25 protein-coding genes and 4 pseudogenes are annotated in these 25,019 nt (G+C 44.9%); 25 read left to right on the top strand and 4 right to left on the bottom strand.

The window, feature by feature from the left end; genetic code table 11:
* Positions 1 to 9 precede the first annotated feature (9 nt).
* A pseudogene (gene ubiD, locus V6N89_RS18735) lies at positions 10 to 1,479 on the bottom strand (4-hydroxy-3-polyprenylbenzoate decarboxylase).
* 231 nt (positions 1,480 to 1,710) lie between these two features.
* Here ubiD and V6N89_RS18730 point away from each other — a divergent pair.
* Both V6N89_RS18730 and V6N89_RS18725 read left to right on the top strand, forming a co-directional pair.
* Positions 1,711 to 1,962: a TIGR02647 family protein gene (locus V6N89_RS18730; RefSeq protein ID WP_338518936.1), complete on the top strand. Its 252-nt coding sequence runs from the start codon at positions 1,711 to 1,713 to the stop codon at positions 1,960 to 1,962.
* Between the two features lie 254 nt (positions 1,963 to 2,216).
* Positions 2,217 to 2,780 (top strand): tetratricopeptide repeat protein, encoded by a 564-nt coding sequence (locus V6N89_RS18725; protein ID WP_346993820.1) that lies wholly within the window; start codon positions 2,217 to 2,219, stop codon positions 2,778 to 2,780.
* A gap of 17 nt (positions 2,781 to 2,797) precedes the next feature.
* Here V6N89_RS18725 and V6N89_RS18720 read toward each other — a convergent pair whose 3' ends face one another.
* Both V6N89_RS18720 and V6N89_RS18715 read right to left on the bottom strand, forming a co-directional pair.
* Positions 2,798 to 3,337 carry a cytochrome b/b6 domain-containing protein gene (locus V6N89_RS18720; protein WP_338518935.1) on the bottom strand — a complete coding sequence of 180 codons (540 nt, stop codon included), beginning with the start codon at positions 3,335 to 3,337 and terminating at the stop codon, positions 2,798 to 2,800.
* 104 nt (positions 3,338 to 3,441) lie between these two features.
* On the bottom strand, positions 3,442 to 3,726 hold the full coding sequence (locus tag V6N89_RS18715; protein WP_338518934.1) for a PepSY domain-containing protein: 285 nt from the start codon (positions 3,724 to 3,726) through the stop codon (positions 3,442 to 3,444).
* A gap of 247 nt (positions 3,727 to 3,973) precedes the next feature.
* Here V6N89_RS18715 and V6N89_RS18710 point away from each other — a divergent pair, with 247 nt between their 5' ends.
* Positions 3,974 to 6,316, top strand: a complete 2,343-nt coding sequence (locus tag V6N89_RS18710) for a TonB-dependent receptor (protein WP_338518933.1) — start codon at positions 3,974 to 3,976, stop codon at positions 6,314 to 6,316.
* A 109-nt stretch (positions 6,317 to 6,425) separates the two neighbouring features.
* Here V6N89_RS18710 and V6N89_RS18705 read toward each other — a convergent pair.
* Positions 6,426 to 8,103: pseudogene (locus tag V6N89_RS18705) on the bottom strand (alkaline phosphatase D family protein).
* A 334-nt stretch (positions 8,104 to 8,437) separates the two neighbouring features.
* Here V6N89_RS18705 and rnr point away from each other — a divergent pair.
* The 22 genes and pseudogenes from rnr (at position 8,438) to rpsD (ending at position 25,019) form a co-directional block, all read left to right on the top strand.
* Positions 8,438 to 10,817, top strand: a pseudogene (gene rnr / locus V6N89_RS18700) (ribonuclease R).
* Positions 10,818 to 11,558 (top strand): 23S rRNA (guanosine(2251)-2'-O)-methyltransferase RlmB, encoded by a 741-nt coding sequence (rlmB, locus tag V6N89_RS18690; protein ID WP_338518930.1) that lies wholly within the window; start codon positions 10,818 to 10,820, stop codon positions 11,556 to 11,558. It abuts the pseudogene before it with no gap.
* 618 nt (positions 11,559 to 12,176) lie between these two features.
* A complete protein-coding gene (locus V6N89_RS18685; protein ID WP_338518929.1) occupies positions 12,177 to 13,814 on the top strand; it encodes a S8 family serine peptidase in 1,638 nt (545 codons plus the stop codon).
* Between the two features lie 265 nt (positions 13,815 to 14,079).
* Positions 14,080 to 15,474, top strand: coding sequence for a DUF4397 domain-containing protein (locus V6N89_RS18680; RefSeq protein ID WP_346993089.1), 1,395 nt, complete (start codon positions 14,080 to 14,082; stop codon positions 15,472 to 15,474).
* A gap of 132 nt (positions 15,475 to 15,606) precedes the next feature.
* On the top strand, positions 15,607 to 16,158 hold the full coding sequence (locus tag V6N89_RS18675) for a GAF domain-containing protein (protein WP_338518926.1): 552 nt from the start codon (positions 15,607 to 15,609) through the stop codon (positions 16,156 to 16,158).
* 64 nt (positions 16,159 to 16,222) lie between these two features.
* Positions 16,223 to 17,151: pseudogene (locus V6N89_RS18670) on the top strand (PAS domain-containing sensor histidine kinase); the annotation flags it as partial.
* 111 nt (positions 17,152 to 17,262) lie between these two features.
* Positions 17,263 to 17,715 carry a response regulator gene (locus tag V6N89_RS18665; RefSeq protein ID WP_431189813.1) on the top strand — a complete coding sequence of 151 codons (453 nt, stop codon included), beginning with the start codon at positions 17,263 to 17,265 and terminating at the stop codon, positions 17,713 to 17,715.
* Positions 17,716 to 17,935: 220 nt separating this feature from the next.
* Positions 17,936 to 18,304: a 50S ribosomal protein L14 gene (gene rplN / locus V6N89_RS18660; RefSeq protein ID WP_012519228.1), complete on the top strand. Its 369-nt coding sequence runs from the start codon at positions 17,936 to 17,938 to the stop codon at positions 18,302 to 18,304.
* Positions 18,305 to 18,316: 12 nt separating this feature from the next.
* Entirely contained in the window at positions 18,317 to 18,631 is a 315-nt protein-coding gene (rplX, locus tag V6N89_RS18655) for a 50S ribosomal protein L24 (protein ID WP_338518924.1), read from the top strand.
* A 17-nt stretch (positions 18,632 to 18,648) separates the two neighbouring features.
* Positions 18,649 to 19,188, top strand: coding sequence for a 50S ribosomal protein L5 (rplE, locus tag V6N89_RS18650; protein ID WP_346993087.1), 540 nt, complete (start codon positions 18,649 to 18,651; stop codon positions 19,186 to 19,188).
* A 12-nt stretch (positions 19,189 to 19,200) separates the two neighbouring features.
* Positions 19,201 to 19,506: a 30S ribosomal protein S14 gene (gene rpsN / locus V6N89_RS18645; RefSeq protein ID WP_012519225.1), complete on the top strand. Its 306-nt coding sequence runs from the start codon at positions 19,201 to 19,203 to the stop codon at positions 19,504 to 19,506.
* Between the two features lie 13 nt (positions 19,507 to 19,519).
* Positions 19,520 to 19,912 carry a 30S ribosomal protein S8 gene (rpsH, locus tag V6N89_RS18640; RefSeq protein WP_039217831.1) on the top strand — a complete coding sequence of 131 codons (393 nt, stop codon included), beginning with the start codon at positions 19,520 to 19,522 and terminating at the stop codon, positions 19,910 to 19,912.
* A 13-nt stretch (positions 19,913 to 19,925) separates the two neighbouring features.
* Positions 19,926 to 20,459 (top strand): 50S ribosomal protein L6, encoded by a 534-nt coding sequence (gene rplF / locus V6N89_RS18635; RefSeq protein WP_334015711.1) that lies wholly within the window; start codon positions 19,926 to 19,928, stop codon positions 20,457 to 20,459.
* Between the two features lie 12 nt (positions 20,460 to 20,471).
* The gene (rplR, locus tag V6N89_RS18630) at positions 20,472 to 20,825 is read left to right on the top strand and encodes a 50S ribosomal protein L18 (RefSeq protein WP_338518922.1); all 354 of its coding nucleotides are present in this window, start codon (positions 20,472 to 20,474) and stop codon (positions 20,823 to 20,825) included.
* Positions 20,826 to 20,834: 9 nt separating this feature from the next.
* Positions 20,835 to 21,335: a 30S ribosomal protein S5 gene (rpsE, locus tag V6N89_RS18625; RefSeq protein ID WP_012519221.1), complete on the top strand. Its 501-nt coding sequence runs from the start codon at positions 20,835 to 20,837 to the stop codon at positions 21,333 to 21,335.
* Between the two features lie 6 nt (positions 21,336 to 21,341).
* Entirely contained in the window at positions 21,342 to 21,521 is a 180-nt protein-coding gene (gene rpmD, locus V6N89_RS18620) for a 50S ribosomal protein L30 (RefSeq protein ID WP_044058207.1), read from the top strand.
* Positions 21,522 to 21,524: 3 nt separating this feature from the next.
* Positions 21,525 to 21,959, top strand: coding sequence for a 50S ribosomal protein L15 (gene rplO / locus V6N89_RS18615; protein ID WP_012519219.1), 435 nt, complete (start codon positions 21,525 to 21,527; stop codon positions 21,957 to 21,959).
* 5 nt (positions 21,960 to 21,964) lie between these two features.
* Positions 21,965 to 23,284 carry a preprotein translocase subunit SecY gene (gene secY / locus V6N89_RS18610; protein ID WP_159627411.1) on the top strand — a complete coding sequence of 440 codons (1,320 nt, stop codon included), beginning with the start codon at positions 21,965 to 21,967 and terminating at the stop codon, positions 23,282 to 23,284.
* 38 nt (positions 23,285 to 23,322) lie between these two features.
* Positions 23,323 to 23,439: a 50S ribosomal protein L36 gene (rpmJ, locus tag V6N89_RS18605; protein WP_012519217.1), complete on the top strand. Its 117-nt coding sequence runs from the start codon at positions 23,323 to 23,325 to the stop codon at positions 23,437 to 23,439.
* Between the two features lie 171 nt (positions 23,440 to 23,610).
* On the top strand, positions 23,611 to 23,967 hold the full coding sequence (gene rpsM, locus V6N89_RS18600; protein WP_039217822.1) for a 30S ribosomal protein S13: 357 nt from the start codon (positions 23,611 to 23,613) through the stop codon (positions 23,965 to 23,967).
* Between the two features lie 14 nt (positions 23,968 to 23,981).
* On the top strand, positions 23,982 to 24,374 hold the full coding sequence (gene rpsK, locus V6N89_RS18595; protein WP_013786215.1) for a 30S ribosomal protein S11: 393 nt from the start codon (positions 23,982 to 23,984) through the stop codon (positions 24,372 to 24,374).
* Positions 24,375 to 24,398: 24 nt separating this feature from the next.
* On the top strand, positions 24,399 to 25,019 hold the full coding sequence (gene rpsD / locus V6N89_RS18590) for a 30S ribosomal protein S4 (protein WP_012519214.1): 621 nt from the start codon (positions 24,399 to 24,401) through the stop codon (positions 25,017 to 25,019).

Below are 25,019 nucleotides of genomic sequence, written 5' to 3'. Positions count from 1 at the left end.
TAACGTTGGCTACATAATACCAAGTTCGTCCCAGATATCATCAATCCGTTTTTTCACGTCTTCATCCATGACAATTGGGACGCCCCATTCTCTATCTGTCTCACCAGGCATCTTATTGGTTGCATCCATACCCATTTTTGAGCCTAACCCTGACACTCGCATGATGCGAAGTCCAAATAATCAATAGGGGTGTTTTCTATCATTACCGTATCGCGCGCCGGGTCCATACGTGTAGTAATCGCCCAAATGACATCGTTCCAGTCACGCGCGTTCACGTCATCGTCGCACACTATGACAAATTTAGTGTACATAAACTGACGTAAAAACGACCACACGCCCATCATGACCCGTTTAGCATGGCCGGGGTATTGCTTCTTCATTGTTACCACGGCCATACGGTATGAACACCCTTCAGGCGGCAGATAAAAATCTACAATCTCAGGGAACTGTTTTTGTAAGATAGGCACAAATACTTCATTCAGCGCTACCCCTAAAATAGCGGGTTCGTCAGGTGGACGGCTAGGTATAGGTTGAGTGATAAATGGGGTCTTTGCGATGGGTAATGTGCGTTACCGTAAATACCGGAAAGTCATCAACTTCGTTGTAATAACCCGTATGATCGCCATAGGGACCTTCAGGCGCTGTCTCATCTTGTGCAATATAGCCTTCAAGTACAATTTCTGCACTGGCGGGAACTTGGAGATCGTTACTTATCGATTTAACAACTTCTGTTTTGTCGCCGCGCAATAGTCCGGCGAAGGCGTATTCCGAAAGCGTATCGGGTACGGGCGTTACCGCGCCTAAAATAGTGGCTGGGTCTGCCCCAAGTGCTACTGATACAGGATAGGGTTCACCCGGATGAGTTTGACACCACTCGCGAAAATCTAACGCGCCACCGCGATGTGACAACCAGCGCATAATAAGCTTGTTTTTGCCGATAACTTGCTGGCGATAAATACCCAAATTCTGACGCTTCTTGTGAGGACCTTTGGTTACGCTAAGCCCCCATGTTACTAAAGGCGCGGCGTCACCAGGCCAACAGCGCTGAACAGGAATTTTGGATAGGTCTACGTCATCACCTGTTAACACCACTTCTTGGCAAGGGGCTTTCTTCAATACCTTTGCTGGCATATTGAGTACTTGCTTGAACACTGGAAGCTTTTCCCAAAGATCCTTAAGTCCTTTCGGGGGCTCAGGCTCTTTTAGGTAGGCAAGCAACTTGCCTACTTCGCGAAGAGATTCAACAGAGTCTTGCCCCATGCCCATGGCAACGCGTTCAGGCGTTCCGAAGAGGTTAGCCAGAACTGGCATCTCATGGTTCTTGGGGTTTTCAAATAACAGTGCTGGGCCGCCCGCGCGTAACGTGCGATCAGCAATCTCCGTCATCTCTAAATCGGTATCTATGGCTTGCTTGATTCGAACTAATTCACCTTTTGCTTCTAGTTGGCGAATAAAGTCGCGTAAGTCTTTATACTTCATTATGCTGGCTTATTTACAGTCGTTTAATTACGGCAAGAATATACTATTTTGCTTCAAACTCCGATCAGTTAGACAGACGAAAAACGGATTAAACGTTTTACAGAGAAAATTTGCGCTTTACAGCGCAGGCAATTGGGTGTGATATAGGGGAAGAAACTTAAAACAAGACTAACACGACTTTTGCGCTGCTAATTGAGCGCTTCTCATAAACCCTTTGCCTAAGGTGGTTACATGACGACATTCGATCAGGACATGCTCGACGAGTTAAATTTACTGCTTAAGTTCCCAATAGACAGCCTGCTTCAGGGGCTCAAAATTCATCACGATGCCAGCCAATCAATGGTAAATGCAGCAGCAAGGCTATACGCTAAAGGGCTTATTACCCAGTCTGATGGTGGTTATCTCACAGATTTAGGTATTGATTTGGCCGACCATGCTCGTCACATTCAGTCTGCTTTGTGCCCTAGAAAGAGCAGCCATTAAAGAAGGTTCTACAGCTTTTTAGTTCATAACGAAACGCCAGAATGCACTGTCAAGCATGTTCTGGCGTAGAGTTGTGTAAAGAACACGCGCATCGGTTAAGTTATTCTATACTGTGTCGATAACCTAGTTACGCTTGTTTTGTGCTTTTTATAGTTATGATTTCACATTTGTCACATCGAAAACTATGTAGTTTGATGGCTTAGTCTTTTTGCGGCCTATGCGCTTCGTCGGCGTTTGCGTTAGAAGGCGAGACCATAGAAGAGCTTAGAGCAGTGCAATTGTACAGCCAAGATAAACTCATCGAGCTTATCAATGCCAATACCCACCTTGATAAAGTGGTGGAGGACAGGTGCCAGCTTGTTCAAGATATTGAAGCACGTGCAGATGTACTGAAGGTACCTGCTTACCAGTTTTTATGGGGTGATATGCTAGCGTGGGGCGTGTGCGTGGATGCAGCGCCGTCTCGCGGTATTGGTTATATGGAAGACGCCGCCAACCAAGGGTTGCCTGCTGCGCTTGAGCAGCTTGGGCGCTACTATGCGAAAGGCACACTCGTTCAGCAAGATAAATCTCGTGCAGTGGTTTACTTGCGAGAAGCCGCAGCGCTGAAAAACCTTAAAGCGCAAATTCGCTTGGTGGAGTTGTTTCTTGAAGGGTACGGCAGTCCCTATGATTATGAAGACGCTTACCATTGGCTATATAATTCGGTAACTGATGATAAACAGCAGCATCAACAAATCGCTGGTTACCTTGCGCGTTTAGAAAAGTTAATGCATCCAAAAGCGGTGCGCGAGGCCAAACGTCCGCTAGATAGCTAACAAGCAGATTTGCTCGTTTACTGTTTACGCCTGCCGCTAAGCATGGGGCGAATCAATTGTATTTGCCCTTTATATTGTGTCCAAAACACGGCGGCGATATGAACAAGCACGCATCCATATAACCCATCGGCCATAAGACTGTGTGTCCATTCCAGCGCGCTATTGCCAAACAAGGCATCAATCTCCTCCATCATAAAGCCGGTTATCCCTAACCCAACTAATAGGATAATAACGGCGAATACCATCAGCCAACCAAACGGGTTATGCCCATGAGCCTTAGGTATATTTTGGTTCTTGAGCTGGCGAAGGTGCGCTTGAAATGCGTGTTGAGAAAGATTTATGGTTTTAAAGCTGGCAAACGAGGTAGGAGAGACATAAAACCCCCATACCATTCGCACAATAACAAGCGTGAGGGCGCAATACCCTGCAATTTCGTGGTAAAGGCGGCCAGGTTCAACAATAAAGTAGTTGGCAATGAACGCAGCAACTATGCCCCAGTGACAAAGCCGTACAAGCGGGTCCCAAATAATAAGTTCATTGTTTGTAGCGCGGTTCACGGAGCAGACTCTTGTTAATTTTTGACACACGGCTTAACAACAAAAAACGCCACAGGTTACTGCAGCGTTTTCACGTATTCATGCGTTATTGCCTTTATTGGCAATTAATGACGCTCTTCTTTCACTACGCTTCCATCGACTGGGTTGAAGTAAATTTCAACTTTGTTTTCGTCTTTGTCGAAGCCGTAGATCTCGTAGCAGTTGCCACCAGTAACTTTAAACTCATTAATCTTATAGCCTTGAGCAAGTAATTTGGCTTGGAACATCTCTTGGTTTTGCCATTCTGACTGTGCCGCTGTTGTACACTGCGTAGTTCCATGCTCTGCGCTACATGCGCTCAAAAGTGTTGCTGCACCTACGGCGGTCAGCATCATCATCGCCTTTTTCATTTTACTTTCCTTCAACATAGTTTGGGTCGAATAGTACACTGACACGAAGCGTAGCACGCTTTTGCATCAAAAGACCATACATCCAATTAATGGTCTGATATTTCTGTGATTTATGTCACAAAAATGCCTTTCACTTGTCACTTTCACGTCATTGAACCGTCGCAAAGCCCCACTACATTCTTTGCTCAAAACATAATTGATAGCTCATTCAATAAAAACTCAACACACATCTCAAAAGGAACCAAGTATGTACCCTCGCACACTTATCGCTAGTGCGGTTTTATTCGCGCTTTCTCAGTCAGCTTTAGCGCAGAGCAATACACCCGATGGCTCTGCAGATGAAAATGACTATATTGAAGAAATTACGGTGACGGCACAAATGCGTGAGCAGTCTATAATGGACGTGCCAGTAACCATGGACGTGATTGGTAGCGAGTTTCTTGAGCGTACCAATATCATGGAGCTTGATGAACTCTCTCGCATTCTTCCTAACGTACAAATTCAAGAACAAGCTGTCAGCCTGCCTTCATTTAACATTCGCGGTGTAACGGATGACGTATCAGCAGTATCGGCCACACCACGTATTTCAGTGTATCAAGATGGCTTTGATATCAGTAAAAAAACGGTATCGAGTGTAGCGCTTTTTGACATTGCACGCGTTGAGGTACTGAAAGGACCACAACCCACCTTATTTGGTGTAGCGGCCGCCAATGGTGCGATCAGTATCCACTCCAACCTTCCTACCAATGAAAAAGAAGTCAAAGTTCAACTTGGTTACAACAGTGAGCAAGGAGAAGAAGTAGAGTTTATGTACAATCAGCCCATTAACGACAATCACAGTTTTCGAATTGCTGGTTTGTACCGCGAAATGGATGGAGTTGTAGAAAATAATGCGTGTAGTGAAGGGGCGTATTACGCATTTGGTAGTATGTATAATCACCTTGGCAATAGCGAAGCCTGCAGTGGAGAGGATTTGCAGGGAGTATCGGTACAGGCATTAAGAGCAACGTATAAGGCTAGTTATGAGAAGCTTGAGGTTGTCGCAAGAGCGGCGATGGAGTACAACGACCAGCCGGGTATTGCGTTTAAATCAGGATCTATTGCACCAAATAACGGCGACACAAGCCCTTACACCGCGGCCGAGTTTAGTTTAGGCAGTGAACTGGGGATCGAACGTACCTTGCAAGCCTATGACATTACGGTTAATTACGATTTCAATCAAACACTAAGCTTACATGCAGATGCGTTTTATAAAGATGTAGAAGTCAGCGAGGGGTTTGATGCAGATGGTTCTGCGCTGCGTATACAAGATGCGTTTTTTAACAACGACGCCACGCTAAAAGGTGGCTCTATGCGTCTAGTGTACGATTCTGGAGATAAGCTTGCAGGATTCATTGGTGCCTCAATTAATCAAGACGATTCAATTTTGCCATACTATGTAATGGTTGACCCCTTTATCCGTGGTACCTTCGATGCTGTAAAAGCGCAGTTAGAAGCGTCGTCTAATATTCCGCTAGACCAAAACATAGCAACTAATGCATCGCTTGCTGAAATTGAAGCGCTTCGTGCCATTTTGGTATCGTCGCTATTTAATGAAGACGGCACGCCTATTTCAAGCCCAGATTTTCCGCCTGTTCTTGTTCAAGGGCCTTTCACGTTTGAAGCTGAGCTTGATATTAGAAGTTATGTTGCCGAGTTATCTTATTTTGTTACTGACAGCATCAACGTGACGGCTGGTGTTCGTTACATTGATGAGACACGCTTTACCCGAAACACATTTGCTTTGCCTGGAGGCCCATTCACTTTTGAGGCCGAAGGAGACTTTGACGATACACTGCCGCGATTTGCTATAAGTTACGACGCGAATGATAGCTGGAACCTCTATGCAAACTACGCAAAAGGCCGTCGTTCACCTGTCGTTGATGCCAATGCAGGTGGCACTAACATCACCAGAGCGGAAATTGTTGATAGCTATGATTTAGGTGTTAAGTATCAAAGTGCGAATTTCATTTTCTCTGGTGCTATTTTTACATACGAGTACAGTGATTATCAGCAAAGCTATACTGACCAAGATACACTTCAATCCATCACGGTTACGGTTGGTGATTCTACCATGTCGGGGATTGAAGGTATGGCTACCTACAACTATAGCGATACATTAACATTCACCGCTAGCGTAGGCTTTCTCGATGCAGAGTTTGCGGACAACACGTCTGATGGCTCACCATTTCAATATGGTGGTAATAAATTCCGTTTAGCCCCTGAAGTAAGCGGAGCAATAAATATCAACAAACTCTTCTATGTTGGCGATTGGACATTCGACGTGAACTGGCTGACTAGCTTTCAGTCTGAGGTCTTTTTCGAAAGCAGCAACTACCCTGGTCTGTCTCAGGATACCTATTCGTTAACCGATGTATCGCTCAAGTTTAGTGAGAACAATAGCGCATTTTCATATGAAATTTACGCGAACAACTTGTTTGATAAAGAGTACTTAATAGATGCAGGGAATACTGGTGGTGGATTAGGTATACCAACGTTTGTGCGCGGTATGCCAAGAATTGCTGGTGTACGTTTGTATTACGAGTTTTAACAGACAAGGTTTTGACAACTTCCACAATAAAAAGCCGCCTCTGCTATGTTGCATGGCGGCTTTTTCAGATGTTTTTTCTATGGCTTCGTTATTTGCTCACAGATATCAGTTAAGCATTTATAGTGTAGGTCTTCTTGTCAGTAACTTTTCCACTTTTTGTCAAAATGGCGTCAACAAAATGCCATGTAGCAACGGCCTGATTATCAGTGACTTCAAGTGAGAGAAAGCCGCGTTGATGAAGGTTGCAATACGCTAAGTCTCTTATCAATAACGGGAGGTCTTCGGCTAAAGTTTTAGCTGCATCATCGTCCATAGAAAGGTAATGCTCCATACCCGGCGATGTCACCCCAGGCGTTGCGATTTCTGTGGCTACGAACGTACCGTCTTCTAGAGTAAGTGCGTTATGCCACGCGTTATGTGTATCACCCGCAAGGGCAATAACCGGTTTATTGAGTTGTTTTAGTTGTGCTAGCAAGCGCTCTCGTTCCACCGGGTAGCCGTCCCATGCGTCGAGATTGTAGGGCATAACGGTATCAACCATGGCGAGTTCTTGCTCTGTAAGCTCGCCGCCTCGCATCTGTTTACGCTTAAGGTTTGCTAACGTATGAACGTGCGAAGGAATATCTTCACGAGGAACACCATTGAAAATAGATACTGGAAACAGCATACGACCAATTAAAAGCTGCTGGCCGAGTATCTGCCATTTCGCGTTACTGTTTTGCATGGCTGTGTTTAGCCAGCTGCGTTGCGTGTCGCCAAGTAATCCCCGTGAGGGGTTGCTGATATCTTTCACAAAGCCTTCTTGATCGAACGCTTTTGTTTCGTTGTCGCGGTAGTGCGCATACTCAAGTTGTTTGTCACGCGCCAACACGCGAGTATCGAGCATATATAAGTCTAGTAGTTTACCAAATGTAAACTGGCGATAGATTTCAAGACGTTCCTCGCCAAACGGTGGACGTATAGGTAACCACTCGTAATAGGCTTGTACAGCCGCAGCCCTGCGAGCGTAGAAGTCGCCTTCATCTTCTTGGTGATTTTCGGCGCCGTCTTTATATGTATCGTTAGTGATTTCGTGGTCGTCCCAAACCACAATGAAAGGCTTTTTCTGATGAAGTGCAAGTAAGCCTTCGTCGGTGCGATATAGCGCATAGCGCTTGCGATAATCAGTCAGTGTATATAGCTCGGTATCATTGTCTGGTTCAAAAGTACGCCCTATCTCTTTCGCATGTTCTGTAGCATACCCTTGCCCATCATATTCATAAATATAATCGCCCAAATGCAACACATAATCGATAGCGTCATCCTGTGAGGCTTCCATATAAGGCGTAAAAAATCCTGCGGGATAATTTGAGCAAGAGAAAATGCCAAATGTCACTTTATCTACATTTTCTGCTTGGTAGGGTTTTAGTGAGACCAACTGGACTGACATTATTTGCACTAACGAAGCGATAAAAGTAAGCGTTATCAGGCGATAAACCTGTTACGTCTACTTTTACAGTGAAATCGTTGTTCGCGGCAGCCTCTACGATGCCACTGGCTATAACGTTGGCGAAGTTACTGTCGTTAGCTACTTCCCATAGCACGTCAGCTTTTACCGAAGGAGATTCTGGTAGTGCTCGCGTCCATATAATAACGGCACTTTGCAGAGGATCACCACTTGCAACACCGTGAGTGAATATGGCATTGCTCTTTGCTGATGTGCTTGAGACACAGCCAGCTAGTCCTGTTGACACTGCCACACTTGCACCTGCGAGTGAGGACAGTTTAATAAACGATCTTCTATCCATAATGCCTGCTTCTTTTGTAGGGTAAGTTGATTAAGTTATTTGAACAATCAAATAAGAAAAAGTAACCCCAATTTATACGTTGGCTTTGTGACAGGGTGATGTCAGCGAGTAACAGAATAAAATAGCTGTGCGCAACTTAATTGGTGCTCGCTGAAAAGTGTCGTAATGCCAACATGTATTAAAATCAACACAGACAACCAGCACATGTTTTGTGTGGAGGTAATTACTTCGCCGTGTTTTAGGGTAAATGCTGTTATACTGTGCATCAAACAACCACATCTATCTATCTTTGTGGTTGCAACGAAATTGAACATAAAAGGTAATTTATAAATACATGAGTGATGATCCGCATTATCAGCGCGAGAAAGAGAAGTACGAAAACCCGGTAGCAAGCCGAGAATACTTAATGAGCTTGTTGAAAGAGCACGACATGCCATTGTCGTTCCTAGATATCTGCAATTTGGTTAATGCTTTCGATGAAGATGCCCGTATCGGTATTCAGCGTCGACTTCGGGCTATGGAGCGCGAAGGGCAAGTACAGTTTACAAAGCAGAAAAAATACATACTTCAAAACCGTGATGAATTGATAAAAGGCCGTATTATCGGCCATCGTGACGGTTACGGTTTCTTGCGTCCTGAAGACAAAAGCGGTGATTTGTTTATCAGTGCTGGGCAAATGAATTTGTTTATGCACGACGATGTTGTAGAAGCGCGCATTAGCGGTACTGACCGTCGCGGACGCAAAGAAGCATTTGTGACTCAAGTGGTTGAGCCAAGAAGTGAGCCTATTGTAGGCCGCTACTTTGTTGAACAAGGGTTTGGCATGGTAGTGCCTGACGATAGCCGTCTGCAGCACGAAATTGTTATTCCGCCTGAAAGTACACATGGCGCTCGAATGGGGCAAGTTGTGGTAGTTGAAATAACACAACGACCGCGCCGTAAAATGAGTCCGGTGGGTAAGATTGTCGAAGTGTTAGGCGAACACATGGCGCCAGGAATGGAAATCGAAATGGCGCTGCGTACATTTGATATTCCTCACCAGTGGCCAAAAGGTGTCGCTAAGCAGATTGAAAGCCTAACTGAACAGGTTCCTGATGACGCCAAAGAAGGGCGAATTGATTTGCGCCAATTACCTTTGGTGACCATTGATGGTGAAGATGCGCGAGATTTTGATGATGCGGTATATTGTGAGCCACTTGACGACGGTGGTTGGCAGTTATGGGTTGCTATCGCAGATGTGAGCCATTATGTGCGCACGGGCTCTGCCCTTGATGACGAAGCCCAGCAACGCGGTAATTCGGTGTATTTCCCTGATCAAGTGATCCCCATGTTACCCGAAGTGTTGTCTAACGGTCTGTGTTCTTTGAATCCAGAAGTCGACCGTCTTTGTATGGTATGTGAGATGACAATAAGTGCTCAGGGAACGCTAGAAGAATTTCAGTTCTACGAAGCGGTTATGAATTCCCATGCACGTCTCACTTACACCAAGGTATGGAATATATTACAGGGCGATAAAGAGCTTCATCAACGTTACGACGCCCATGTACCACACCTGCGTAATTTGCACGATTTGTATCGGGCGCTGAAAAAAGCAAGAGCAAAACGCGGCGCCATTGAGTTTGAAACTCAAGAAGTGAAGTTTGTGTTTAATGCCGAGCGTAAGATAGAGAATATCGTACCTCTTGTGCGTAACGATGCGCATAAGCTCATTGAAGAATGCATGATCATGGCGAACGTAAGCGCAGCACTGATGTTAGAGAAACATGAAGCGCCCGCATTGTATCGAGTTCACGATAAGCCCGACGCCGACAGACTAACCGCGTTTACTAGCTATTTGGGTGAGATAGGCATACCGCACCGCATTACCGAAGATGCTGAACCCGCCGCCTTTACCGACGTAGTGCTTAAAACTCGTGGTCGTGTGGATGAAGAACTTATTCAAACTATGCTGCTACGCTCAATGAAACAAGCCATTTATGATGGCGATAATGTAGGCCACTTCGGCCTAGCGCTTGAAGCATATGCGCACTTTACCTCGCCTATTCGCCGTTATCCTGATCTTGTCGTTCACCGTGCTTTAAAAGGCATTATTGCGAAGCAGCAGGGCAAAAAAGCAGTGAGCGGTGCTAAAAATTACACCGTCGACGAAATTGAGCAGCTAGGCGAGCAGTGCTCAATGACAGAGCGTCGCGCTGATGACGCGACCCGTGATGTGGCTGACTGGCTAAAGTGCGAATTTATGCTCGACCATGTTGGCGACACATTCGAAGGCGTGGTGAGTTCGGTCACTAACTTTGGTTTATTCATTCGATTAACCGAATACCACATTGATGGGCTGGTTCATATTACATCGCTGGACGATGACTTTTATCACTATGATGAGGTTAAACAGGCGCTTGTCGGAGAATCCGGACATCGTCAGTTTAGATTGGGTGATACGGTCGAAGTTAAAGTCGCTGCGGTTAACCTTGATGAAAGAAAGATTGATTTATTGCTTGATAAGTCTATGCTGCGCGGCGCTTAGCGGTAAGAAAGTGAAAGTAAAGTCTGCAAAGAAAGCATCTGGCAAAGGCAAACGCGATTTTAGCGAGAAGCCAAAAGGCAAAGATGGTGCAAGACGCAGCGGCACGTCAAAACCGTCAGGAAAGGGCGCCGGAAAAAACGGTGCCAAAAGTGGTAAAACATTAAAGCTGAATAAAAGAGGTAAGCGTTAAATGGCGCAGCAAGAATGGTTATACGGTTTGCATGCGATGCAGTCGGTTCTAGAAAAAGAGCCAGAGCGTGTAATGGAACTATTAGTGTTAAAAGGGCGAAACGATGATCGTTTAACGACCATTGTTAATCAGGCTCGCCGTTTTGGTATCTCTGTGCAGTTTTGTCAGCGTAAAGCGCTTGATGACAAGGTGAATGGCGAACAGCACCAAGGTGTGGTAGCTCGGGCAAAGCCCGCTCGTGTACTTGACGAAGCTGATTTGGATGCCATTTTAGCTCGTGAGTCACAGCCACTTATTCTTGTCCTTGACGGCATAACCGACCCGCATAATTTAGGGGCATGTTTGCGCACAGCGGATGGCGCTGGCGTGCATGCAGTTGTAGTCCCTAAAGATAAGTCGGCGAGTCTGAACGGTACGGTGAGAAAAGTGGCGTGCGGTGCGGCTGAAGTTATGCCGCTTATTCAAATTACCAATTTGGCCAGAACGCTTAAGCATCTTCAAGACAAAGGTTTGTGGATAGTAGGCACAGCAGGTGAGACTGATAAAACGCTATACGATGTCGACTTAAAAGGCCCTACTGCGCTCGTGATGGGCGCAGAAGGCAAAGGCATGCGCAGATTAACCAAAGAAACCTGTGATGAACTTGTAAAATTACCCATGGCTGGTAGCGTAACAAGCCTCAATGTCTCGGTAGCAACAGGTGTGTGTCTGTACGAAATAGTTAGACAACGCCGAACCTAGTTCTATTTCGCGCTGGTGAGATTATTTACTAGCGCGCTCTCTTCGCCCCACCTCCCCAAAACTTCTTTAAATGTTTTACTGTTTAGATTTTCTTAAATATCTCAGGGTGTGGTTATGTTTTTTGCCCATTTCATTTTCCCTCCATACATCGATTTTGATGATTTTAGCTTGTTTTTCACTCTATTTCGTTAATTTTTAAGTTATTCTTACTGATTTTTAATATTTTGTTACAATTGCGATTCTTTAATTATTGTTAATTATGTGGGTTTGTTCCTAATATAAATTTGTCCACGGCGCACAGCGCTAGGGAGCTCAGCGTGATATGCCGTTTTTTGCGTATTTTTAATAAGTATGAAAAGTACCAACCAGGGGTAAGGCAACATACGTAACATGCTGATTACGCTCTTAATATGGACTTTGTGAAATCCAAAAAAGTGGGGTTTACACATTTTTAGGCAAACGGGGAAGTCGTTGCAACGCAGTTGCGCCGATAGTCATGGATGGGCATTTCGTATGAGGTAACGGTTTACCTGTATGTCATAAATAATAAATGCATTTCAAAAGTACGGATATATAAAAGTGCTGAAATACAACAAGACAGATAAACAGGAAATAAATTTGAACTCTAAACTAAACAAGAAACACACATGTGTGACTGCAGCAGCTCTTGCTGTGTCACTTGGCTTAATGGGCAACTCTGCTATGGCGGCAAGCGAAGGGCTTGTTAAAGTAGATGAGAAGCCACAGAATCTTCAATCAGCGTTAGGCAATCGACTAACACTAGGCATTGATCAGACAGTTGAGCAAGAGCGCTACATCGTTACATTTAAAGACGCAATGGTAAGTGGCGAAGGCTTAAAAGGTCAAAGTGCTAAAAAACAGGCTTTTGATATAGCTCAAGCTCGTTCAGAAGTAACCAAAGCTGGTGGCGTTATCAATAAAACGCTTGAGAAGCACAGAATGGTTGCCGCAACCATGTCAAAAGTTGCGCTTAACAAACTTCGCAATAACCCTAATGTGCAAAGCGTAGAGAACGACCCTCTTCGCTATCTAAAAGCACAATCGACGCCTTACGGCTACACAATGGTACAAGCTAATCAGTTTGGTCAATCAGATACACAAGCACGTAAGGTTTGTATCATTGATACTGGCTATAACCTAGGGCATCCGGATTTACCAGATACTAATGGTGGTGTGTCGGGCCAAGCCAATAATAGTGCTGTAGGTAATTGGTACAACGATGGCAATGGTCACGGTACTCACGTTGCTGGCACTATCGGCGCTTATGACAATAATGAAGGTGTTATTGGCGTTTATCCTGGTGTGGACATGCACATCATTAAGATCTTTAACGACAGTGGTCAATGGACATTTGCTTCAGATCTTATCGATGCTATCACTCAATGTCAGTCAGCGGGTTCTGATGTTGTAAACATGAGTTTGGGTGGCGGCAGCTCGTCTACTGCTGAGCGCAATGCAATGCAGAGCTTTACTGATGCGGGTATGCTATTGGTTGCAGCGGCAGGTAACGATGGCAACAGCGCTAAATCGTACCCAGCATCTTATGATGCAGTAATGTCGGTAGCAGCGGTTGACTCTAATGAAAACCGCGCAAGCTACAGCCAATATAATGATCAAGTAGAAATTGCAGCACCTGGAAGTGCAGTACAGTCAACATACCCAACCAATACGTACGCATCGTTAAGCGGTACTTCTATGGCAACACCACACGTTGCTGGTGGTGCAGCGTTGGTATGGAGTTACTTCCCTCAGTGTTCAAACAACCAAATTAGAAATGCATTAAATGCTACGGCTAAAGACAAAGGCAGCTCAGGCCGAGATAATTTCTACGGTTATGGCTTAATGCAGCTAGCTGACGCCTATAACTACCTTAATACTAACGGGTGTTCTGGCTCAGGTGGTGGAGATGGTGGCGGTTCTGAGCCAGGCGTTGAACCTGTATCAGGCCAGCTTACTGGATTATCAGGCACTCGCCGCAATTGGGATCGCTACACCTGGACAATTCCAGAGGGTGTAACTCGCATGACCATCAGTACTGCGGGTGGCTCAGGTGATGCAGATCTTTACGTTAAGTTTGGCTCACAACCTGAAACTAACAGTTATGACTGTCGTCCGTATGAAAGCGGCAACAATGAAGTATGTACGTTTGATGCGCCAGCAGCTGGCACATGGCATATTGGTATTCGCGCATACTCAACTTACAGCGGTGTAACTTTGTCTTACTCGTACGAGTAAACAGTAACCGTCTCCCTTTTAAGCCTGCTTTATGCAGGCTTTTTTATTTTGCGGCAAATATTCCTAGCACAGCTAGCGCGTGCTCGCTGTAGGGTTTTGTCAAGAAATGTTAAAGAATGTTCAGCTTTGCAAAGATTGCGTAAACGGCTGAACCAACCCCTTCCTCTACTGCCAGATGGCGGTATGGTGCATGTTTTTAAGCACTCGCTTACCGCTAAGTTTGTTTCAACAAAACGAAAATAACATCTGAAGGATATTCTATATTATGCAAATCGCCACGCCATCTGCGTATCAATCGCTGGGTTTTAGAACCATAATCAGTGTACTTGTTGCACTCTTCGGCCTTAGTGCCTGTGGTGGCTCTGACAGCAGTAGCTCAGACTACTCTTATGCCTATGTACAGTTTTACAACGCCTCTCCTAATGGCGCTAATGTTGAGATGCGTGAAGTTGACGGTGACAGCTTCGGTTCTGCACAATTTGGCGATACAACCTCTATGTTCTCTATGGAAGAGGGAGAACTAGAGTTGGAGTTTATTCGTACGGACTCAGATGACCAAGAAGTGTATATCGACGCTGTAACGATAGATCTGACAGAAGGCCATAAGACGCTCGTTGTCATGAGCGGTGACTTCGCTAGCCCCACTTTCACTACTTACGAGTATGAAAGAGAGTCGATGGAAGACCATTTTCGCCTATTTGCGTTGTCAGTAACGGCAGATGAATCATCTTATGACTTTTACATGAGTGAGTCTGGCGACCCGTTTGAAGCAGCAAATTTTCTTGGAACGGTTAACCCAGCAGATATGAGCGAGTTAGCGTTTTGGGATGCGGATGATGACAGCGATTATTTCGACGAAGGTGAATATACTGTTTATCTTACTGAGCCAGGTAGCGATACTGTGGTATTCGAATCTCAAACTCTCGATTTCATTTACGAAACTGAATACGTCATGACACTTCGAGATGTAAGCGGTGCGATTCAAGAAGGTCTTGTTGTCGACACTATCTTAAACTCGTCGACAGTCACAGCGCTGACTGATGTAGAGGCTGATTCACAGTATCGCATTTACAATTCGACAAATATTGATGCAGAGTTACAAGTAAGTTTTGGCGGTAACACTGATGAAGAAGACGTTAGCTTCACCCTAGCCGCTGACGAGCTGTCTTCATTTACGGCTATTCGTTATGGCGATTACCGCGTTACTGTGAACGACCCAACTAGCAGCGCGACGTCACTTAACAATAAATTGGTGACGCTGAACCAAGGAGAGAGTAAAGCTATACTTATTTACAACACTGACAGCCAACTTGGCGCGGTGACGTTCGTAGAAAGTGGGCTGCCGCAAGCCTATGACAAAACTGTTAACTTCATTAATTTGGTAAGTGACTTTGAAGATGTGGACTTTTATTTAGTTCGCAACGACGAAACTATTGATACCGCTGAATACGATTTACAGAACTTGGAGTTTGGCGAAAGTGCCAGTGAAGTATTACCTTCCGACTATTATGAAGTCATAGCAGTATATGAAGACGATAATGAAGAACAGATCTTGTTAGATAGAACCGCATTGTTTGGATTTACCGAAGAAGAAAACTATATCGTGACTTTAGAACCAGCGGACACTGCGACGGGTTATGAAATTAATGTGCTTTATTAGTCAGTTAGTCATTTTTTATACTAATTGATAAGAGGCAAAACTTTCTTCTTTCCCAAAATAGCTTAATTTTAAAGGGCTGGCGGCATTTGACGTTAGCCCTTTTTTGTATAGCTTTAGGGGATGAATAATCTCATGAGTATTATTCAGGACTTACATACTGTCTCCAATGATGCGCAGCTATCGTTTGCAGAAAAGCTGCAAAGCCTATTGAAAATAGGCTGCAATATTCTAGGTCTTGAAGCAGGCATAGTGAGCAGTATTCAGGGTAAGCGATACCAAGTTCTCGCCGCTTACACGGCGGATAGCAGCATCGAAAAAGGCGCTGTCTTTGACCTGTGTGACACCTACTGCGCTGACGTGGTGGCAACAGATGCTGTTGTTTCGTATCACAATATTGACTCGTCTCCTGGCGCTACACATCCTTGTTTCGAGAAATTCACGTTAAAAAGTTATTTAGCATGTCCTGTCAGAGTAAACGGAGAATTTTTTGGTACGGTCAATTTTTCTTCCACAACATCACGTGAAGCGCCATTTACGTCGATAGAACTTGATTATTTGCTGCTTCTCGCATCATGGATTGGCAATGAATTAGAGAAGCAGCAAGTTATTGACAAACTAAAAGCACAAAAAACGGTATTGGAAGAAAGAAATTCTTTGCTATTACAAATTACCAATCTTGCTTAGCGTTGGAACATGGGAACTCAATATATCTTCGGGCACGCTTGTGTGGTCAGAATCATTGAAAAAGATGCTTAATGTTAGTGGCGAAAAAATTGTTCGTCCCGAATATGTAGTGAGTCTGATCAAAGATGAAGGAGCAAAACAAGAATACGTAGAGAGATTCAAGCGCATTATAAAAACAGGCGAAGAGTTTAACTATGAATTTCAAGTTGAGACCGATGCTGGCGAGCACAAATGGCTGGAAAGTAGGGCACACCCAGTTATGGAGAATGGGCGGTGTATTAAGATAATCGGTGCCACTATGGATATCACTCAACAATATTTAGATAAGGCGGACCTTAGAAGAAAAACGGAAATAGCTGAACAAGCTTTGAAGACGCGCAGTGAGTTTTTAGCAAACATGAGCCACGAGATACGCACCCCGATACACGGCATTCAAGGTATGCTTGAGACGTTAGAAACTACGTCATTATCGCTGACACAACAAGAATACACAGCCGTGGCGATGAAAAGCGCAGAATCATTATTAGGTATTATTAATGACATTCTCGACTTTTCGAAAATAGACTCGGGCAATATGTCTTTCGAAAATGAATCTACTGATTTGGCGTGTGTCATTAGCGAACAAATACCCATGTTCTTGCGGTTAGCTGACCGTAAAGGCATAACGCTTAACGTGAATACAAAAGCTATAGAAGGAAAGCGATTTGTCGTCGACGGACTTCGCATTGGTCAGGTCATCATCAATCTACTTAATAATGCGATTAAGTTTACTGAGACGGGGGTCGTAAAGCTTGATGCGCGCTGCGTTCATTATGGCGATGAACAGTATAAGTTGAAAATCCGTGTCTCAGATACAGGCATTGGTATTAGCGAACAACAGCAGTCTTTGGTTTTTTCCCTTTCATGCAGGCGAGTAACAATACACAAAAACGCTTTGGTGGTACTGGCTTGGGACTGGCCATCGTTAAACAAATTGTTAATCACTACGGGGGAGACGTTACCGTTCAAAGCGAACTTGGTAAAGGTAGTACATTTATCATTGACCTGGTTTTAGATAACGCTCTAGCCGTACATCAACCGATTGCTCAGTTTGACAACGCGTTTATGAATTTTGGCGACGTAAAAGATTTGAGTCGGTACAAAGCGCTTGTTGTAGAAGACAACGAAATTAATCAGCTAGTAATAAAGGAGCAAATGAAAGTAGTAGGCATCGATGCTGACTTAGCAGAGAACGGTGCAGAAGCCATAGAAAAAGTGCAACAAACACTTGATAACAACAGCGCCTACTCAATTATTCTTATGGATTGCAACATGCCGACAATGGACGGTTTAGAGGCAACAAGGAGAATTCGCAAGATGGGAGGCGAAGCGCAAGACATCCCGATAGTCGCATTAACAGCAAATGCTTTGGTGGGTGACAAAGAAAAATGCTTGAATTCTGGGATGGATGACTTCATATCTAAACCAGTTGGAGCAAGTCGCCTAAAAGCGTGCATCTACAAGCATTTACGTCGACACGCCGAAACAACAGAAAATGCGTTAAAAAGTCCTGCTTGATAACCTGTGACGTGGTTATTAGCCCCGGCTTTTCGCTGGGGCTTTTTTATTGGCCTTATAGTTTAAAAATAATTCAATTTACCGCTATCACTTCAAAAAGTTTTCTGTTATTATTTCGCGCCCTTTTTATGGGGGTATGTACATAAAAGCAACGATATCCAGTTGTTTTTAGCAGCACTAACGACTCGGGAGAGTCTTAATTTAAGAGCGGAGCACTAACATGATCCAAATGCAAACTAACCTGGACGTTGCAGACAACAGCGGCGCTCGCAGGGTTCAGTGTATTAAGGTTCTTGGTGGCTCGCATCGCCGTTATGCAGGTATCGGTGACATCATCAAAGTTACTGTTAAGGAAGCAATTCCTCGCGGTAAAGTTAAAAAAGGTGACGTACTGAACGCAGTGGTGGTGCGTACTAGAAAAGGCGTTCGTCGTGCAGATGGTTCAACCATCCGTTTTGACGGTAACGCGGCTGTTATGCTTAATGCTAACAAGCAACCAATTGGTACGCGTATCTTTGGCCCGGTTACCCGTGAGTTGAGAAGTGAAAACTTCATGAAAATCATCTCATTGGCCCCAGAGGTACTATAAGGAGTCACGATAATGGCTAATAAAATTCGTCGTGATGATGAAGTAGTCGTATTAGCGGGTAAAGACAAAGGCAAACAAGGCAAAGTCCTTAAAGTGCTTATTGCTGACAACCGTGTAATTGTAGAAGGCATCAATCTTGTCAAGAAGCACACTAAGCCAAACCCACAATTGGGCGTAGCTGGTGGCATCGTTGAGAAAGAAGCTTCTATTCACGTTTCTAATGTTGCGATTGTTAACCCGGCAACGGGCAAAGCAGATCGCGTTGGTTTCCGTTTCGAAGATGAGAAGAAAGTACGTTTCTTCAAGTCTAACGGCGAACTTGTTTAATTATATTGGAGAGTACGATGGCGAAACTGCATGATTTCTATAAAGAAACAGTAGTAGCTGAACTTGCTAAGCAGTTCGGATACAAAAGCGTCATGCAAGTCCCTCGGATTGAAAAAATCACTCTAAACATGGGTTTAGGTGAAGCAGTTGCTGACAAAAAGGTACTTGAGAATGCTCAAGCTGACATGACGGCTATCGCTTATCAGAAGCCTGTTGTTACGGTTGCAAGAAAATCAGTAGCGGGTTTTAAAATCCGTGAAGGTTATCCGATTGGCTGTAAAGTAACCCTACGTGGCGAGCGTATGTGGGAATTCCTAGAGCGTTTGATTTCAATCGCTATCCCGCGTATCCGCGATTTCCGTGGTTTGAATCCTAAATCATTCGACGGTCGTGGTAACTACAGCATGGGCGTGCGTGAGCAAATCATTTTCCCTGAAATCGATTTCGATAAAGTGGATAAAGTTCGTGGTATGGATATTACTATCACTACCAGTGCGAGCTCTAATGAAGAAGCACGTGCTCTGCTGGACGCGTTTAACTTCCCATTCAAAAAGTAAGGGTGTAGGGTTATGGCAAAAGAATCAATGAAGGCACGTGAAGCTAAGCGTACTAAGCTTGTAGCTAAGTATGCTGAAAAGCGCGCCGCACTTAAAGCGATTATCAGCGATGTTAACGTTTCTGAAGAAGAGCGTTGGGACGCTGTTCTGAAGCTACAACAACTGCCACGTGACTCAAGTTCTTCACGTCAACGTAACCGTTGTCGTGTAACTGGTCGTCCACATGGTTACCTACGCAAATTCGGTCTTAGCCGTATCAAGCTTCGTGAAGCTGCGATGCGCGGTGAAGTCCCTGGCCTTAAGAAAGCCAGCTGGTAAGGAGTAGCTGATAATGAGCATGCAAGATCCTATCGCGGATATGTTTACCCGCATCCGTAACGGCCAGATGGCACAGAAAGTATCTGTGACTATGCCTTCTTCAAAACTTCGCGTTGCAATCTGTGAAGTATTGAAAGCTGAAGGTTATATCACTGACTTCGCTGCTACTGGTGACGTTAAGCCTGTTTTAGAAGTTACACTTAAGTACTTCGAAGGCAAGCAAGTAATTGACACTATCGAACGTGTAAGCCGTCCAGGTCTGCGCATCTATAAGAAAAAAGATGAGCTTCCAAAGGTTATGGGTGGTTTAGGCGTAGCTATCGTGTCGACTTCTAAAGGTGTGATGACTGACCGTGCAGCGCGTAACGCTGGCATGGGCGGTGAGATCATCGGTTATGTAGCATAACGGAGGAGTTGAAATGTCACGTATAGCAAAAGCCCCAGTAGACGTTGTATCAGGTGTAGAAGTTTCTATCTCTGGTCAAGAAGTTACTGTTAAAGGTAGTAAAGGCACTTTGACTCGCGTTTTTAATGACGCTGTTGAAATTGCACAGGAAGACAACCAATTGAAAGCACTTCCACGTGAAGGCTTTGCAAACAATTGGGCACAAGCAGGTACTGCTCGTTCTATCCTAAATGCAATGGTTCAAGGTGTTTCACAAGGTTTCGAGAAAAAACTTACATTGTTAGGTGTTGGTTACCGTGCACAAGCACAGGGTGCCAAACTAAACCTTACGCTAGGTTTCTCTCACCCTGTAGTATACGAAATGCCTGAAGGCATTACGGTTGAAACTCCTAGCCAAACTGAAATCGTCGTGAAAGGCGCCGATAAGCAGGTGGTTGGTCAGGTTGCGGCGAACATTCGTGGTTACCGTCCACCAGAGCCTTACAAAGGCAAAGGTGTACGTTATTCTGACGAAAACGTACGTCGTAAAGAAGCTAAGAAAAAGTAGGTGGGTGATACGATGGATAAGAAAACAGCTCGCATTCGTCGCGCTACTCGCGCACGTGCAAAAATTCGTGAACTGGCCGCGCATCGCTTGGTAGTAAACCGTACACCTCGCCACATCTACGCTCAGTTAATCGCTCCTTGCGGTTCTGAAGTGTTGGCTGCAGCTTCAACTGTTGAGAAAGACCTTGCAGAAGGTCTTAAGTCTACAGGTAACGCTGAAGCAGCGACGGTAGTCGGTAAAGCAATCGCAGAGCGCGCACTTGAGAAAGGCATTAAAACAGTGGCTTTCGATCGTAGTGGTTTCCAATACCACGGTCGCGTTAAAGCATTAGCTGATGCAGCTCGCGAAGCTGGTCTTCAGTTCTAGGAGTTTATAATGGCTAAACAAGACGTTCAAAATGGTGAATTTCTAGAGAAATTGATCGCTGTAAACCGCGTTTCTAAAGTGGTTAAAGGTGGTCGTATCTTTAGTTTCACTGCATTGACAGTAGTGGGTGACGGTAACGGTCGCGTTGGTTTTGGTTACGGTAAGGCACGTGAAGTTCCTGCTGCAATCCAAAAAGCAATGGAAAAGGCACGTCGCAACATGGTTGACGTAGACCTTAACGGTCACACGTTACAGCACCCTATTAAAGGTCGTCACTCTGGCTCTAAAGTTTACATGCAGCCAGCATCAGAAGGTACCGGTATTATTGCTGGTGGTGCGATGCGTGCAGTACTTGAAGTAGCTGGTGTACAAAACGTACTTTCAAAATGTTACGGCTCTACAAACCCAATCAACGTTGTACGTGCAACAATCAACGCGCTGACAGAAATGAACAGCCCGGCGAAAGTTGCTGCGAAGCGTGGATTGTCTGTAGAAGAAATTTTGGGGTAATCAGACATGGCAACGATTAAAGTAAAGCAAACTAAAAGTGCAATTGGCCGTCTGCCAAAGCACAAAGCTACGCTTAAAGGTTTAGGCCTTCGTAAAATCAACCATGTTCGTGAACTGGAAGATACCCCAGCCGTTCGTGGCATGATCAACCGTGTAAATTACATGGTTGAGATAGTGGAGGAGTAAGACATGCGTTTAAATACAATTTCTCCAGCCGAAGGTTCAAAGCCTACTGGTAAGCGTTCTGGTCGTGGTATCGGCTCAGGTCTTGGTAAAACAGGTGGCGTAGGTCACAAAGGTCAAAAAAGCCGTTCAGGTGGCCGTGTTAAGCCAGGATTCGAAGGTGGTCAGATGCCTATCCAGCGTCGTCTTCCTAAGTTCGGTTTCACTTCACGCAAGAGCTTTGTTACTGATCAAGTAACTCTTGCTGAAATCGCGAAGGTTGACGGTGATACAGCGTCTCTTGAAACTTTAAAAGCAGCTGGACTTGTTAAGAAAGAAATCCAGTTCGTTAAAGTTGTTAAGAGCGGTGAAGTATCACGCGCTGTTACAGTAAGCGGTTTAAAGGTTACTAAAGGCGCTAAAGAAGCGATTGAAGCTGCTGGCGGTAAAGTAGAGGAATAAGCTAGATGGCTAAACCAGGATTGGATTCAGGCGCTAAAAGCGGCTTGAGTGAGCTAAAAGCAAGATTGTTGTTCGTACTTGGTGCGATTGTTGTTTTCAGACTAGGTTCTTATGTTCCTATCCCTGGCATCGATCCAGCTGTACTTGCTGACTTGTTCGAGCAACAAAAAGGCACCATTGTAGAAATGTTTAACATGTTCTCTGGTGGTGCGCTTGAGCGTGCATCCGTTCTGGCTTTGGGCATTATGCCATACATTACTGCATCCATTATCATGCAGTTGCTCTCGGTGGTTCATCCACCGATGGTAGAGCTTAAAAAAGAAGGCGAAGCAGGCCGTCGTAAAATTAGCCAGTACACGCGTTACCTAACGCTAGTATTGGCTATCTTCCAATCTATTGGTATTTCGACTGGTTTGCCTAACCTGATTAATGGATTGGTAATAAACCCTGGCTTCGGATTCTACTTTACGGCAGTAGTGAGTCTAGTCACAGGAACTATGTTCCTAATGTGGTTAGGTGAGCAAATTACCGAACGAGGTATTGGTAACGGTATCTCTATATTGATTTTTGCTGGTATTGTTGCAGGTCTGCCAACAGCGATAGGTCAGACTGCGGAACAAGCAAGGCAGGGCGACATTAACATGTTGTTCCTACTGTTGATTGGCGTCATTGTTATCGCTCTTACATACTTAGTTGTATTTGTAGAGCGCGGACAGCGCAGAATTGTGGTAAACTACGCAAAACGTCAGCAAGGCCGTCAGGTTTTTGCTGCACAAAGCACCCATTTACCGCTGAAAGTCAACATTGCTGGTGTAATTCCACCAATCTTTGCTTCTAGCATTATTCTGTTCCCGGGTACTATCGCAGGATGGTTTGGACAGAATGAATCAACAGCGTGGTTGCAAGATGTAGCGCTTATGCTATCTCCTGGTCAACCGCTGTACGTGATGTTATATGCAGCAGCGATTATCTTCTTCTGCTTCTTCTACACGGCGTTGGTATTCAACCCGCGTGATACAGCAGATAACTTGAAGAAGTCTGGTGCGTTCATTCCTGGTATTCGTCCAGGAGAGCAGACATCGCGTTACATTGACAAGGTAATGACTCGCCTTACTTTGGCTGGCGCACTGTACATAACCTTTATTTGTTTAGTGCCCGAATTCATGCTAATTGCCTGGAATGTGCCGTTCTACTTCGGTGGTACGTCGCTTCTAATTATTGTGGTAGTTATCATGGACTTTATGGCACAAGTACAGACACATTTGATGAGTAGTCAATATGAGTCTGTGCTGAAAAAAGCTAACCTTAAAGGCTACGGCCGATAAGTTAGCCCCTTAATTTTGAAAGAAAGGGGAGTGATGTAATGAAAGTTCGTGCATCAGTAAAAAAGATTTGCCGTAATTGTAAAGTTATCAAGCGCAACGGTGTTGTGCGTGTAATTTGCAGTTCTGACCCTAAGCATAAGCAGCGTCAAGGCTAATCTAAGCGGTACAGAATATTGGCAAGACTGTAAGCAGAACCTGACAATACTTATCAGGTTCTGCAGTTTTGCTTTTTAGTATTCTGAACCTTTATTTGCAATTTAGTCGACGGGTAAGTATCCTATCGGGCTTTTTAGGTCGTCGACAAATAAACAAGAGGAGTGCTGTTAATGGCCCGTATCGCTGGCATTAACATTCCTGAGCACAAGCATGCTGTAATCGCTATCCAAGCGATCTACGGTATCGGTCCCACACGTGCGAAAAGCATCTGTGCGGGCGCTGGTGTTGCAGAAGATACAAAAATCAAAGAGCTAGACGAAGCTACTATTGATAAGCTTCGTGACGAAGTGGCAAAGTTCACCGTTGAAGGTGATCTGCGTCGTGAAGTCTCTATGAGCATCAAACGTTTGATGGACCTGGGTTGCTTCCGTGGTATTCGCCACCGTCGTAGCTTGCCTCTACGTGGTCAGCGCACTAAAACAAATGCGCGTACCCGTAAAGGTCCTCGTAAGCCAATTAAGAAGTAAGCGGGGAGTAAGTTATGGCTAAAGCACCAGCTCGTAGCACGCGTAAACGCGCTAAACGTCAGGTTGCAGACGGTATGGCTCATATCCATGCGTCTTTCAACAACACAATTGTGACTATTACAGACCGTCAAGGCAATGCACTAGCATGGGCGACATCTGGTGGTTCAGGTTTCCGTGGTTCACGTAAATCTACCCCTTTTGCTGCACAGGTAGCTGCTGAGCGTGCAGGTGTTGCTGCACAAGAATACGGTCTTAAGAACCTTGAAGTTTTCGTTAAAGGTCCAGGTCCAGGCCGTGAGTCTGCGATCCGTGCTCTTAACGCTACAGGTTATAAGATCACAAACATTACCGATGTGACCCCAATTCCTCACAACGGTTGTCGTCCACCGAAAAAACGTCGCGTTTAATCGACGGACAGTTGGAGAAAGATCATGGCAAGATATTTGGGTCCTAAACTCAAACTTAGCCGTCGCGAAGGAACTGACTTGTTCCTTAAGAGCGGCGTTCGCGCAATCGATTCTAAGTGTAAAATCGATACTGCGCCTGGTCAGCATGGTGCCCGTCGTGGCCGTTTGTCTGACTACGGTGTTCAGTTGCGTGAAAAACAAAAAGTTCGTCGTATGTACGGCGTTCTGGAAAAGCAATTCCGCAACTACTATAAAGAAGCTGCGCGTCTAAAAGGCAACACAGGTGAAAACTTGTTACAACTTCTAGAGCAGCGTCTTGATAACGTAGTTTACCGTATGGGTTTCGCTAGCACTCGTGCTGAAGCACGTCAGCTAGTTAGCCACAAGGCGATCATGGTAAATGGTCAAGTTGTGAACATCCCATCGTTTAACGTTTCTGCCGAAGACGTGGTTTCTGTTCGTGAAAAGGCTAAAAAGCAAGCGCGTATCGTTGCTGCTTTGGAACTGGCTGACCAACGTGAGAAGCCAACCTGGATTGAAGTAGACAGCAGCAAGATGGAAGGCACTTTCAAGCGCGTTCCTGAAAGAACTGACCTGTCTGCGGAAATTAACGAACAGTTGATCGTCGAACTTTACTCTAAGTAA

This window comes from Alteromonas gracilis, from assembly GCF_036870955.2.
Classification (GTDB): Bacteria; Pseudomonadota; Gammaproteobacteria; order Enterobacterales; family Alteromonadaceae; genus Alteromonas; species Alteromonas gracilis_A.
The sequence above is the reverse complement of the archived record's forward strand: the minus strand, read 5'-3'. Positions and strand labels throughout refer to the sequence as shown.

Coding starts and splice junctions, on each gene's coding strand:
- rpsN (WP_012519225.1), top strand. CDS start 19,201: ATGGCAAAAGAATCAATGAAGGCACGTGAAGCTAAGCGTACTAAGCTT.
- rlmB (WP_338518930.1), top strand. CDS start 10,818: ATGGCGCAGCAAGAATGGTTATACGGTTTGCATGCGATGCAGTCGGTT.
- rpsM (WP_039217822.1), top strand. CDS start 23,611: ATGGCCCGTATCGCTGGCATTAACATTCCTGAGCACAAGCATGCTGTA.
- V6N89_RS18675 (WP_338518926.1), top strand. CDS start 15,607: ATGAGTATTATTCAGGACTTACATACTGTCTCCAATGATGCGCAGCTA.
- rpmD (WP_044058207.1), top strand. CDS start 21,342: ATGGCAACGATTAAAGTAAAGCAAACTAAAAGTGCAATTGGCCGTCTG.
- rpsE (WP_012519221.1), top strand. CDS start 20,835: ATGGCTAAACAAGACGTTCAAAATGGTGAATTTCTAGAGAAATTGATC.
- rplX (WP_338518924.1), top strand. CDS start 18,317: ATGGCTAATAAAATTCGTCGTGATGATGAAGTAGTCGTATTAGCGGGT.
- rpmJ (WP_012519217.1), top strand. CDS start 23,323: ATGAAAGTTCGTGCATCAGTAAAAAAGATTTGCCGTAATTGTAAAGTT.
- rplE (WP_346993087.1), top strand. CDS start 18,649: ATGGCGAAACTGCATGATTTCTATAAAGAAACAGTAGTAGCTGAACTT.
- V6N89_RS18730 (WP_338518936.1), top strand. CDS start 1,711: ATGACGACATTCGATCAGGACATGCTCGACGAGTTAAATTTACTGCTT.
- V6N89_RS18665 (WP_431189813.1), top strand. CDS start 17,263: ATGAATTTTGGCGACGTAAAAGATTTGAGTCGGTACAAAGCGCTTGTT.
- rpsD (WP_012519214.1), top strand. CDS start 24,399: ATGGCAAGATATTTGGGTCCTAAACTCAAACTTAGCCGTCGCGAAGGA.
- rpsK (WP_013786215.1), top strand. CDS start 23,982: ATGGCTAAAGCACCAGCTCGTAGCACGCGTAAACGCGCTAAACGTCAG.
- V6N89_RS18715 (WP_338518934.1), bottom strand. CDS start 3,726: ATGAAAAAGGCGATGATGATGCTGACCGCCGTAGGTGCAGCAACACTT.
- rpsH (WP_039217831.1), top strand. CDS start 19,520: ATGAGCATGCAAGATCCTATCGCGGATATGTTTACCCGCATCCGTAAC.
- V6N89_RS18710 (WP_338518933.1), top strand. CDS start 3,974: ATGTACCCTCGCACACTTATCGCTAGTGCGGTTTTATTCGCGCTTTCT.
- rplO (WP_012519219.1), top strand. CDS start 21,525: ATGCGTTTAAATACAATTTCTCCAGCCGAAGGTTCAAAGCCTACTGGT.
- rplR (WP_338518922.1), top strand. CDS start 20,472: ATGGATAAGAAAACAGCTCGCATTCGTCGCGCTACTCGCGCACGTGCA.
- V6N89_RS18680 (WP_346993089.1), top strand. CDS start 14,080: ATGCAAATCGCCACGCCATCTGCGTATCAATCGCTGGGTTTTAGAACC.
- rplN (WP_012519228.1), top strand. CDS start 17,936: ATGATCCAAATGCAAACTAACCTGGACGTTGCAGACAACAGCGGCGCT.
- rplF (WP_334015711.1), top strand. CDS start 19,926: ATGTCACGTATAGCAAAAGCCCCAGTAGACGTTGTATCAGGTGTAGAA.
- secY (WP_159627411.1), top strand. CDS start 21,965: ATGGCTAAACCAGGATTGGATTCAGGCGCTAAAAGCGGCTTGAGTGAG.